This is a genomic window from Ruegeria sp. AG6 (genome assembly GCF_056541565.1).
On the sequence record NZ_JBQFYQ010000004.1, the window covers coordinates 288044 to 300478 of the forward strand.

The 12435-nt window shown below is 58.0% G+C and carries 10 protein-coding genes and 1 tRNA gene; 8 read left to right on the forward strand and 3 right to left on the reverse strand.

The annotated features are described in order from the left end of the window. Positions 1-121 precede the first annotated feature (121 nt). A tRNA-Leu gene (locus ACR0I0_RS12130) sits at positions 122-207 on the forward strand. Positions 208-303: 96 nt separating this feature from the next. On the opposite strand, the gene ACR0I0_RS12135 is transcribed toward ACR0I0_RS12130, so the two are convergent. Beyond that, the gene (locus ACR0I0_RS12135) at positions 304-801 is read right to left on the reverse strand and encodes a hypothetical protein (protein ID WP_245218139.1); all 498 of its coding nucleotides are present in this window, start codon (positions 799-801) and stop codon (positions 304-306) included. Beyond that, entirely contained in the window at positions 794-1384 is a 591-nt protein-coding gene (locus ACR0I0_RS12140; RefSeq protein ID WP_171638123.1) for a helix-turn-helix transcriptional regulator, read from the reverse strand. Before ACR0I0_RS12140 ends, ACR0I0_RS12135 begins: the two co-directional genes overlap by 8 nt. 763 nt (positions 1385-2147) lie before the next feature. On the opposite strand from ACR0I0_RS12140, the gene ACR0I0_RS12145 reads away from it, so the two are divergent. From ACR0I0_RS12145 to ACR0I0_RS12170, 6 genes are all read left to right on the forward strand, one after another. Beyond that, positions 2148-4430 carry a hypothetical protein gene (locus tag ACR0I0_RS12145; protein WP_171724365.1) on the forward strand — a complete coding sequence of 761 codons (2283 nt, stop codon included), beginning with the start codon at positions 2148-2150 and terminating at the stop codon, positions 4428-4430. Positions 4431-4561: 131 nt separating this feature from the next. After that, a complete protein-coding gene (locus tag ACR0I0_RS12150) occupies positions 4562-6502 on the forward strand; it encodes a type I secretion protein (protein ID WP_480491600.1) in 1941 nt (646 codons plus the stop codon). A gap of 38 nt (positions 6503-6540) precedes the next feature. Continuing rightward, positions 6541-8757 carry a type I secretion system permease/ATPase gene (locus ACR0I0_RS12155; protein WP_171638117.1) on the forward strand — a complete coding sequence of 739 codons (2217 nt, stop codon included), beginning with the start codon at positions 6541-6543 and terminating at the stop codon, positions 8755-8757. A 2-nt stretch (positions 8758-8759) separates the two neighbouring features. Further along, positions 8760-10112: an HlyD family type I secretion periplasmic adaptor subunit gene (locus ACR0I0_RS12160; protein ID WP_480491602.1), complete on the forward strand. Its 1353-nt coding sequence runs from the start codon at positions 8760-8762 to the stop codon at positions 10110-10112. Positions 10113-10191: 79 nt separating this feature from the next. Then, on the forward strand, positions 10192-10569 hold the full coding sequence (locus ACR0I0_RS12165) for a rhodanese-like domain-containing protein (protein WP_209835025.1): 378 nt from the start codon (positions 10192-10194) through the stop codon (positions 10567-10569). Positions 10570-10662: 93 nt separating this feature from the next. Then, positions 10663-10848 carry a hypothetical protein gene (locus ACR0I0_RS12170; RefSeq protein WP_152457401.1) on the forward strand — a complete coding sequence of 62 codons (186 nt, stop codon included), beginning with the start codon at positions 10663-10665 and terminating at the stop codon, positions 10846-10848. On the opposite strand, the gene ACR0I0_RS12175 is transcribed toward ACR0I0_RS12170, so the two are convergent. Continuing rightward, positions 10849-11607, reverse strand: a complete 759-nt coding sequence (locus ACR0I0_RS12175; RefSeq protein ID WP_171724360.1) for an alpha/beta fold hydrolase — start codon at positions 11605-11607, stop codon at positions 10849-10851. A 91-nt stretch (positions 11608-11698) separates the two neighbouring features. Between ACR0I0_RS12175 and ACR0I0_RS12180 the strand changes: the two genes are divergently transcribed. Then, complete coding sequence (locus ACR0I0_RS12180; protein ID WP_209547087.1) at positions 11699-12073, forward strand: hypothetical protein; 375 nt, start codon at positions 11699-11701, stop codon at positions 12071-12073. Positions 12074-12435: the final 362 nt, after the last annotated feature.

Genomic DNA, 12435 nt, shown 5'->3' on the forward strand with positions numbered 1-12435 from the left:
ATCGACGGCGATGGCAGACACAGCTTTCCACCGAAAAATCCCGGTCCATCTGCGTCAAAGCGCATTGTTCTCATCCCGCTGTGCTTGTAAGGAAATTGCACGGCCCCAGGGGCTGCGCCGTGCGGGCGTGATGGAATGGTAGACATATCAGACTTAAAATCTGAAGGGCGTATGCCCGTGTGGGTTCGAGTCCCACCGCCCGCACCAAAAAATCTCGGTGACTTATGCGTGCGTGGCAGGTGGCGCCGTGGGGGACTCGCGGGTGCTGCGAGGGGCCCAATCAACTCTGCTGTGCGACCGAGCCTAAACCGGAAACCCCAATTGTCGGATCAGTTTCCAAATGTCCCTGTTCGCGGCTGACAGCTGATCAACGACTGCTTCGATCTGGAGCAGGGCATTGTCGTCGACGGTATCTTCGCGGCCGAGTTTTATGTCGGTTTTGCGGTCAGCGATCCGCATAAGGATCGTTTTCGGGTTTCCGCTTTCAGGGTCGAAGGAATAGATGCAATGGTTGTACTTGTTGCGGATGCCAGAAAGCTTGGCCAGCCTTTGCGTATGTTCAAGGATCGGATCTCGGACCTGGGCAGGGCGCCCTTCCATTTTTGCAAGTCTTTCAACCAGATCTATTCGCGCGCGGGTGGTGTTCAAAGTCAGAAAGATGATTACGGCCACGTCCTTGGACGTTCCGGTTAGGCCGGCGATCAGATGGATCAGCAGGCTTTCGGTGTTTGTCCACATATAGTTCAGCCTGCCGACCAAAAGGATCAGGCGGTCGAACCGGGCTTCGAACGGATCAGTCAAGGGCGGTCTGCTGCGCCTCATGAGGCGCAACCTCGAAATAGAAATGAGCTGCCGCCGTCCGGTTGCTGACGCCAATCTTTCCGACAACGTTATGCATGTGCAGCTTGACCGTGTGTTCCGTGATGCCCAGCTTGGCCGCAATCAATTTGTTGCTTTTGCCTTCTGAAACCAGTTGCAAAACCTGTTTTTCGCGGCGTGTCAGCTTGGAATACTGTACGTGCCGATCTGCGCCGTTGGATGTAATGGCCTCCCGTTGCCGTGGTCTCTCGGGCGCGCGCTGACAGGGGGGTGAAACACAGTCAGCCAGAAAGCTGGGAAGATAAAGTTCCTCGTGCATCAGCAGTCTGAGGATGGCGCGCCACGCGTCCGGTGCCACGTTCATCGGTAAAAAGCCGACATCTCCAAACTGCGCGCGGTTCCAGCCTTCGAACAGGTGTCGGGCGGATTCCTCTTTGCGATAGGCGAAAGCAAGACAGCCGGAACCTGCACTTTTGGTGTATGCATCGGCGCGCGTCAAAAGGTCCTCGATCAACATCTGATCCACAACGACGATCTTGCCGCTGTCCGGAACATGTGTGTGCATTGCCTCGAGTGTTTCGAAGCGAAAAGCGCGGACGCCAAATTCAGTTTGAACGCTTCTTAGAGTTTGATTTGAATAGAATAGTTCTTTCCCGAGGAAGACAATCGAAAAATCTTCTGAATAAAAACTCTGATTGCCAGTTTCATTGTTCAAAGACTCACTCATTATATTCCCTCACAAAACGGGGTTAACCGGAAATGGCTTTATCGAAATGGAATTGCCGGTGAAAAAGTAGTTAACTAATCAAAGAATTACGTGAGGTTTATTGTAGCTGAAAACGTGATTTTCTACAACCAGACGGTATAGTTCAAGTGCCTTAGATATAGAACTATTGTTTAGGTTTTTCGGTGTGGCATTGTGTAACCAGCGGAAACAATTGCATTATTTTTTATTGCTTTCTTAATTTAGAACTTCTTGATCCAGTTCGGCTAAAGTTCCACTGCATTCTCAAAATAAACAATAAAAACAATATTTTATTCTCGCCAGAACTTTCAGTTAGCTAGTCGCAAGCGTGCGTCACTGCGAACATGGTCAGGCTTTAATTGTGAAAGCGTCTGTCCCTGCCGCGCCCGTTCCTTGCGTATTTCAGCATCGATTGTGAACGGTCGCGTATTCGGCTTAGCCGGGAAAGGAGGTGGCCTAAAGAAAACGACGGTGGACCGCATTCAGCGTGTTTGAACGCTGTGCGGGTATTTTAGTTTCAATCACGCCCGTTGCCGCTTTGTAGATGAATGGCGGTCAGGCGTTCCAGAAATGGGAATTTGTTATGAGACGTAATGTAAACAATACAAACGTAACGACCGTTGACGAAATTGTTGTCGAAAACCTGGAAGCTCCGGTTGATGTTGAAATTCAGGTTGATGAGGCTCTTGTCGAAGCCGATGTGACTGCGCAGCAACAGCAGCAGGACCAAAATGTAGAAAACGCCAACGAGCAGGGCCAGGATCAGGGCCAGGGCCAAGACCAAGGTCAGGACCAGGGTCAGGATCAGGACCAGGGTCAGGATCAGGACCAGGGTCAGGATCAAGACCAGACGCTTAATGCCGGCGACAACACCAACGACAACTCCAACAGCAACTCAATCAACATCGATTTCGGCGGCGGTGAGTGGATTCCGCGCGACGATGATCAGGTTGATCTGGATCTTGGTGACTCGGCGACAGTGGGTGACGTGATCACTGCTGGCCGCGATCTGACCTATGATCCAGGCGATGACATGAATCTGGATATCTCGATGGACGACGCCGGAACGGCAATGTCATCCGTGAACAGCCAGGTCGCCAGCCTGAGCGACGACGACACGCTTGATTCACCGACCGTATCCAACAACGCCGACTTCACCCAGAACGGCGATGCCAATGGCGGCACGGCAACTGCGGCTGAAGGTATCAGCTCGGATGCCAACGGTGGAAAATCGGGCGACGGTGGAACCAGTTACGGTGGAGCGGCCGATTCATCAACCTTGGGCAGCCACGCGTGGGCTGACGGTGGTGATACCGGCAGTGCAGATGCCGATTCCAGCGCCGGCCGGGGCGGATCGACCGGTGACGCAAGCAATGCCAGCAATGGTGTTGGTATGGCGGGCGCAGGGTCCGACGGTGACAGCGCCGGTGGAGATGGCGGTGCCGCGGATAGTTCGGCTTCGTCCGACAATGATGGCAGCACAAGTGCCGATGGCAGCGGAACCGGCGGAGCCGGCGGCAGCGCGGATTCGTTTGGTCTGGGTCTGGGCCTGGGTCTGTCCGGTTCGAACGCAGCCGGTAACGCAAACGGCGGCGACAGCGATTCCGACTCGACAGGAACCGGGACCGGAACGGCGGACAACGCTGCGGATGCGTCCGGCGCGGATGGTGGCGATGGTAATGCTGCGGCAGATGGTTCAGCTTCGAACACCAGCGACAGCAACACCGATGCGAATGACGCCACTGCGGGTGACAACACTGCGGATGGTTCTGCTGACAGCGGCGCGGACAGCTCGGCTGACGGCTCTGGCGGAACGGGAACCGGTGGTGACGGATCCGGCGGTGACGGCACTGGCGGTGACGGCACCGGTGGCGACGGTACCGGCGGCGACGGCGAAGGTGGATTCGGCGCGATGGTCGAAGCTGCAATCATGGCTTTGCAGGAAGAGCTGGGCATGATTGACGCCGAAGCAGGCGAAGGCGGCGACGGTACCGGCGGTGACGGCACCGGTGGCGACGGCACGGCCGGCGACGGTTCAGGTGGCGACGGCTCGGGCGGCGACGGCTCCGGTGGGACCGCTGATGCGGATTCCGATGCGCAGGGTGTTGGCGATCAGTCGGCAAGCGGGCCGGATATCGACCAGAGCCCAGGCGACGTGAACGGCGCGGCCAGCAACTCGCAGGACACCGACGGCAGCGGCGGTGACGGCGGGTCGAACGCAGCAGATGGCGCAGCGGATGCGGCCGGTACCGGAACATCGGCTGCCGACGGCGACGGCGGCGCGGGCGGTAGCACAACGCCAACATCGACGTCAACCGGCAACGGAGCCGGGTCTGCCGACGCGGCCAATACCGCAGGCAACGGCGGAGCTGCCGACATCTTCGGAGACGCCGACACAAACGGTGCGGCTGACAGCTTGGCCGAAGCAATTGCCGGATACGGTGGCGAAGGCAGTTCCGACAATGATGCCACATCGACTGGGTCGGGCGACGCAGCTGGTGCGGCTGACTCGGGCAACGGTGGTGCCGGTGGCGCATCCGCCGCGAACGGCGGAACCAGCGGAGCTTCGATGGGCACTGCAACTTCAGGCGATACCATGGGTGGCATGATCACCGGTGGTAACGGTGGCGGCGCCTATTCAGGTGACGGTGGTGCCGGCGGCAATGGTGGTGCCTGGGGCGCGAACAATGGTGGCGATGGCATCGTGACCGGCGAGTCCTATGCATCGGCGGCAGCTGTCGTTGATACGTCTGCGTTCAACCAGTCGATCATCATGGGCGCCAACGTCCTGGGCAACACGGTCGATACGACCATGGTGGGTGGTTCGATGACCATGTCCCACGCCAGCGACGACACGGACGTTTAAGTCAAAAGGCGGGGCTCGCATTTTCGGGCCTTGCTACCCTTCGAAAATGCCGGGGCCGCAAAACGCGGCCCCGGCCCAACTGAACCCAAAGCGGAAATTACGAGCCGCCGCGGGCAAAAAGGATAACCGACATGGCACTTGACGGTATTACGGAAACGATAGCGCATTTTGTTGGAACTTTTGAGCTTACGATAGAACAAGCCCGCCTGAGGGATCAGTACGAGGAATTCAGCGCCCTGAGGCGTAAAGCCGAAATAGACGGGCTTGAAGAGCCTACCTCGATCAACATCAAAGCTGATCTGGATATCCCAGCGGGCGAATACAAAGCCCTACCATTCAATTTTCTTCCCTCTCAACCAGAACTTCCGTTGCCAAAAGCTCCTGTCGGGCCGGTGCATGAGTCGGTTATCATCCTTAACGGTGACAGCGCGGAATCCACGCGATTTGTTCCAGACAGCATATCCGGCCCGTCTTCTGCACCGGAACTGATTATTCTGCGACCGGATACGGTGCCATTGGGTTCGGCACTGACATTCACCGTGCAAAAGGTGGTCATGCGCGACAACGACACGGTGGGAGAAGGGGACTTTCGCGATACCGAAGCGCTGATCGCCCAGGGCGAAGAGATGATGGACATGGCGCTGTCGCTTCATGCCATGGCGGCCCCTTCGCTTTCGCTCGCGGATTACAAGTCGACCGAAATGCTCGAGGCGCTGGCCGAACAGATGTTGGCCCCGGCAAACGCGAATATAGACGGGGTCACGGTACATCAGTTTCATGGCGATGATGCGTTGGGGGTGATCGTAAACGGCAAGTACGTTGACGAAGCTCCGGTATGGACAGACATCCTGCCTGCGTTCCATCAGCCGGATGAAGCCGGAGAGGATGAGACAGAGGCCATGCTTCCGGCCGAGTGGGATCAGTCGAAAGATCCAGACTTTGACGACGGACACCTGGTCGTGACCGGAGGGAACCTTGCGATCAATGCTGTCTCGGCATCTATAGGTTGGGTTGATGCCCCCTATATCGCCGTCGGAGGGCAGGCGATCAGCCTGACCGCCATCAGCCAGGTCGCGCTTGTGTCAGATTGGGATGTGGGGGCGCCGGGAACGGGCAGCGGCACCAATGTGATTCAGTCCTCGAAGATCGAAGTCGAAGGCCGAGAGGCCCCCTGGCTGGACAATGGCACCGGAACAACCGGACAGCCCGAGTTCATCGTTGTGGATTGGGTCCCAGGTGATCTGGTTGTGGCCAACTTCGTCAAGCAAGCTATCGACGCCACGGATATAGACAACATACAGACCGAGATTTCGGCCGCATCGACCCTGTACGCGCTGGGCGACAACGAAATGTTCAATGTCACCGACATCGTGCAGCTGGGCAGCTTTTACGACCTGATCATGATCGACGGGAATATGATTTCCGTGGACATGTTGTACCAGACCAACGCCCTGATGGATGACGATATCATCAACGGCGGTATGCCCGGCGCAATGGCCGGAGATGATGAAAACGTGATCATGAATGACGCGTCGGTCAAAACGATAGGCGCAGATACACATCAGGATCTGCAGCAGAACCTGTCCGACGCCATGGCGCTTGATCAAACGGACATCGATGCCTTGGAGAACGCGCTGCTCAACGATCCCTTGTTCGCAGGAATGGAACAGTTGCGCGTGCTCAAGATCGACGGAGACTTGTTGCAGGTGAACATTGTTGAACAGGTCACCATGATGCTGGATCAGGATCAAATTGACCTGTCCGGTCCAAGTGCCGCCGATACCGATGTCGTCGCAGGCAGCAACGCCCTGTTGAACTCTGTCAATCTGACCAAAATGGGTGTGGATTCGACGGTTATGGCCGCTGACGGATCTTATTCTGACCTGCTGCTTCATCAGGCCAGCCTGATTGACGTGCCAGACAACCAAGAAATCACAGATATGACCAACGAGGCGATCGCCGCAATCATGGCGGACATGTCTGTGCCGCAACCGGATGCCGCCCTGGCACTGGACGCACAATCCACTGACACAACGACACCAGATGACGGCCTGCAATCCATGCTGGCCTGACCCCCCAAGTTTTTATCGAGTGACCAGAAGGTTTGTATATGTCGATTGTTTTTTCGTCGCGCCGTCCACTCTTATCCAGTCCCTTGGACAGGCAGGGCGGTTTGGGCCCGAAGCGCCAGCGCGCAGACGGTGGGGCAGATCCAGCGAAACAACGTGTCAAAGCCCGGTTGCACCTGACGCAGGAGATGCGCGTGTCTGAGTCAGATCCAGATTCGACGGTTAAAACCGAAGCGCCACAGCAATCCGAAGACCAAAAACACTCACGTGAACGACGGCGCGCTGATCCTCCCCATCAGCGTGCGCAGCCGCAACCCGCGCAAGATGAAGAAACGGCGGGTGGCGGCAATGGGGTGGCCGACGCCGACGGCCCGGATCCGGCATCCGCCGGGGACTCGACTGCGCGCAAGACCCCCTCTGCACGCTCATCCGGTGAGAACGGCATAGGCACCACGATCGAGGCCAAGGCAAACCAGCCACTGTTGCAAACGAATTCCGGCGGCGGTGATGGGAACGGGCCACCCCAAACCTTCCACAAACGCACCCCGCCCGAAGATTTCCAGCGCACGTTGCGCGTTTCGATGCGGGCGATCCGGCGCAATCTTGCGTTTGTTCTGGTCCTGACCTGCGCCACGAACATCCTGATCCTGGCGATCCCGATCTATCTGTTCCAGATCAGTGACCGTGTTCTGACCAGCCGGTCGCTGGATACGCTGATCATGCTGACGGCCATCGTGGCAGGGGCGGTGATCTTCCAGTCTGCTTTTGATGCGGTGCGGCGGTTCATGCTCATGCGGACCGGGGTCGAAGTGGCGGCCCGGCTGGGTGCACCGGTTCTGAGCGCGGCGGCCCATGCGTCGCTGCACGGAAACGGGCGCGAGTATCAGACATTGGGCGATCTGCAACAGCTTCGCGGTTTTCTGGTCTCGGGCACGCTGCTTTCATTTCTGGACGTGCCGTTTGCGCCGCTGTTCATCCTGATGATTTTCCTGGTTCATCCGCAACTGGGCATGATCGTGGTGGTTACTGCGCTGATCTTGATGACGATTGCGCTGATCAACCAGAAAATGACTGCCAAGCCGTTTGCCGAGGCCAACAAGGCACAGTCCATGGCGAACCTGCATCTGGATTCGATGTCTCGCAACAGCCAGATCATCAACGCCTTGGCAATGATCCCCGAAGCCGTGCGGATCTGGGGGCGGGACACTGCCCAATCGCTGACCTGGCAGGTGCGGGCGCAGGACCGCAACGTGATCTTCGCTTCAATCTCGCGCGCCGTTCGCCTTTTGACGCAGATCGGAATTCTGGGTTGGGGCGCGTTTCTGGCGCTGCAAGGAGAGATCACAGGCGGTATGGTGATTGCGGCCTCGATCATTGCCGGACGTGCCTTTGCGCCAATCGAAGGTTCGATTGAAGGGTGGAACAGCTATCTGCTGACGCGCGGAGCTTACGGCCGGATCAAGGCGCTGTTGTCGACCTCGGCCCTGCAATACGAAAAACTGCGTCTGCCACGCCCCGAAGGTCGGCTGGATGTCGAACGCCTGCTCTATGTACCGGGCGGAACCAAACGCGTGGTTCTGAACGGCATCACGTTCTCGCTGGTTCCCGGTGAAACTTTGGCCATCATTGGTAATTCCGGTGCCGGGAAAACCACGCTTGGGAAAACTCTGGTGGGATCCATTCTGCCCACATCGGGCAGCGTAAGGCTTGACCTGATGGACATCCGAAACTGGGACCCGCGCCAGTTTGGCGAAAGCATCGGCTACCTGCCGCAGGATGTTCAGCTGTTCCCGGGCACGATCAAGGACAATATCGGCCGGATGCGGGCGGATGCCACTGACGAACAGATCCACGATGCCGCCGTTCTGGCCGATGTTCACAACATGATTGCAACGCTGCCGCAGGGATATGAGACCGTGGTGGCCGCTGATGGCTCGCCTTTGTCCGGTGGTCAGAAGCAGCGTATCGCACTGGCGCGGGCGTTCTTCGGCAACCCCAGAATGGTTGTGCTGGATGAACCGAATTCAAATCTCGACGTCGCGGGCGACAAGGCGCTGGCATGTGCGATCGAACAGGCGCGTCAAAGCAAGATCACCGTTGTCGTCATTACGCAGAAGCCAACGTTGTTGAATGTTGTCGACAAGATCATGCTGCTGACGGACGGGCGTGTGGCCCTGTTTGGTCAACGTGATCAGGTTCTTCAGCAGATCAACGGGCCGCGCAAGCAGACTGGAATTGAAGGCCAGCAGGGGGGCTGACCATGAATGACCTCGTACCTGTGAACAACTTAGACAATGAACCAGAAGTTTGGTATGCCGAGGTTCCGCGCTCGATCAACAGGTTGATAGTGATCGGGGTGGTCTTGCTTGTCGTGTGCTTCGGCGGTTTCGGGGTATGGTCCTTCAGTGCCCCGCTGGCCGCAGCGGTCATCGCGCAAGGCAGCTTTGTGGCCACGGGCCGCAACAAGATTGTCCAACATCTTGAAGGCGGCATCATCGAAGACATCAAGGTTGTGGAAGGTCAGGCGGTTCAGGCAGGTCAGGTTCTGATGACCCTGGACCAGACCTCGGCCCAGGCCAATGAACGTGAATTGCATATTCGCAAGCTGCGCCTTCAGGCCATGACCGAGCGGTTGCTGGCCGAGTACGGGGAGCGCGACCGCCTCGTGTTTTCGCAGGCGCTTGTCGAAGCATCCGACGATCCTGAAGTAATGGCCATTCTGGATGGGCAAAAGCTCAGCTTCGATGTGTCGCGCAAGACGCTGCTGAATGACTTAGCCCTGCTGGAGCGCAACATGGAAGCACTGAAAATCCGATCAAGCGGATTTGAGGCGCAGCTGGACAGCATGGCACGGCGCGCCGAGATCTTGCAGGAGGAGTTCGAGGCCAAGAGCCAACTGTTCGAAAAGGGCCTTGTCCGCAAAGGAGAGCTGAACACCATCCGTCGTGTTCAGGCCGAAGCCGAAGGTCAGCAGGCCCGGTTGCAGGCGGAAGCCGCTGAAATCAACCAGATGCTGCTGAAATATGACGAACAGATCGCGCGTACGCGGTCCGCCTATCGTGAGGCCGCACTGGATGAACTGGGCGTGATCGAAGCTGATCTGGAAAGCGTGCGTGAAAAATCCCGACAGGCGCGCAGCGTTCTTGACCGGGCCGTGGTGCGTGCGCCGGTAACTGGAACGGTGGTGCGATTGCATTATCACACGCCGGGCGGTGTGATTGAGACCGGGGAACCGATAGCCGAGATCCTGCCCGCAGATGCGCCCCTGATCATCGAGGCACAGATTCCGCGTACCGAGATTGACAGTGTCGTCACGGGGCAGACCGCCACAGTCCGCCTGATCGCATTGAACCAACGTACGACGCCTGTTTTGTATGGCGAGGTCTTCTATATCTCGGCCGATGCGCTGCTTGAGGATTCGACCGGTGTTCCGCAGGAAGTCTATCTGGCACGAGTCTCACTGACCCCGGATGAGTTGCAGCGCGTGCGCGGCTTTGTTCCGACACCGGGGATGCCCGCTGAAATCATGATCCAGACCGAGGAGCGCACCTTTGCGGCCTATATCGCCAAACCGGTATCAGACAGCATGTCGCGCGCGTTTCGCGAGCAGTAACACGCGCGTTTCCTTCCATGTCTACACCTTCCAAAATTCGCATGTTAACCTCTGCGCGGTGACGTAAAGGAGAACTCACATGCCGGTGACGGTGAAAGAGATGATGGAGGCGGCCAACGCGGTGGTCGAGCGTATCGATGCGGCCAAGGCAAAGGCGATGACCGAACAGGGGGCGCTGCTGTTGGACATACGCGATGCGAATGAGCTGGAACACACGGGCCGCGCCGTTGGGGCGCATCATATACCCCGGAGCATGCTGGAGTTTCGAGCAGACGATGCATTGCAATCACATGACCCTGCACTGCGCAAGGATCGCCCCATCGTGTTGTACTGCGCATCAGGCGGGCGCGCGGCTTTGGCCGGAAAACTCCTGAAGGATATGGGATACCAGAGGGTGTACAATCTTGGTGGATTGACGGACTGGGTGAATGGGGGCGGTGAAATCGCCAAATCCTAGTTTCGGAACCGTCTGCATCTGACACAAATCAAAGCGCAACACATTCGAATCGTGAAATATTTGGCCGGAAGCCATCAAAAGGAAAACCCGGTCATGTTTCGCCTTGCCGCTATGCTGTATTCCCTGATTGCAACTGCTCTGTCTGGTTCGGCCGTTATTGCCGTGCTTTCAGCTGGAATGGTATCCGTCAGCGCAATTGTGGGCGCCGCGGCCGCTGGGGCCGTAATCGCGGCTCCGGCATCCTGGATGGTGGCCAGGCGGCTGTATCAAGGCGCTTGATCAGGCGTTCAGGAAGGTCCTGACGGCAGCTTCGAACTCGCGCGGTTTTTCGGCGTGCAGCCAGTGCCCGGCGCCGGGGATCTTGGCAAATCGCGCGCCGGGAAACAGAGCGCGGATCTTGGCCCGATGTTCCGGCAAGACGTAATCTGACTCGCCCCCCGACAGGAACAGCGCGGCGCCTAACCACTGGGCGTCCAACTCGGGAAAGCCCATGATATTTGGCATCTGGTCCGCCAACACGTCCAGGTTCAGCAACCAACGCTTTCCCTTGATGTCCAGCGATTGGGTGAAGAAGCTCTGCAATGCTTTTTCAACGCCTTGCTCGGCCAATTGTTGCTCGGCATCCGAGCGGCGTGCAATGCGCGAGAAGTCCACGGCACGCATGGCCTCGATGAACTGAATTTGGCTGTGCGTGTATTTCACCGGCGCAATATCTGCGACCACCAGTTTGTTCACCAGTGCGCCGTGTTGCAGCGCAAGTGTCATCGCTGCCTTGCCGCCCATTGAATGCCCAAGTACGTCCGCCGTCCCGCCGATCCGTTCGATGACCTCGGCGATATCCTGCGCCAGATGGGGATAGTCATGACAAGCGTCCCACGCGCTGTAGGCATGGTTACGCATATCGACGGCCACAACCTGCCGCTGGTCTGATAGCCGTCTGGCAATCACGCCCCAGTTTCGGGCCGATCCATACAGGCCGTGGGCAATGACAAGGGGCGGTCGGGCGGTCGGTTCGCCATGTATGATGGTGTTCAGCATGTACCGCGTGATACAAGCCACCGCCGGAAACGACCAGCCCCATTGTAGGTCATAGACGCTGCCGCTAGATTGCCTCCGCAGGAGGCCACCAATGCCGCAGGACCCAGACATTCAGACCCGGATCGCCGAAACGGTTGTGTTGCTGCGCGCAAAGCTCGGAGTGCGCGACAAGACTCTCGAGGCATCGATCCGCAAGGCCAGGCGCCGACTGCCGCGGCGCGTCTATAAGCAGGCCTTGATTCTGGCCCGGGCCGAGGCGATGGCGTCTCATCCCAAACTGAGGCTGGTTCTGGATAACCCCAGGCTGATCAAGGCGTCCGACGTGGTGCAGGAACATCTGGGGTCCATCAATCTTGCGGATCGCAGATGGGGGTGGTTCCTTGGCCTGCTGGGGGGGCTGGCCTTCAACATGCTGGCACTGACGACACTGTTGCTGGTTTTTCTGTGGTGGCGCGGCTTGATCTGAGCTTGGATTCCGGACAACGCGCCAAGGTCTGAACATGGCGCAAACTCCTGTGTGCGGTAACATCGAATGCACGGAGTCGGTGTGACCAGCGCGAAAGGCTGATCGGGGCGGAAAAAGCGCGTATTGACCAGAATGGCTTGGGCGACCGTGGGGCCCGGGACCTTGCCCAAAACATCGGATTTGCGCTGGGCGAGATCCAGACCGTTTTCAGGGATCTGACGCAAAAAAAACGGCGCCTCAAGGCGCCGTTCCGTTTTTGAGGGTGGACCAGTTACAGGTTCGGATAGATCGGGAATTTGGCGCAGAGGTCTGCGACCTCGGCCTTGACCTTGGCTTCGACGGCGCCGTTGCCGTCTTCGCCA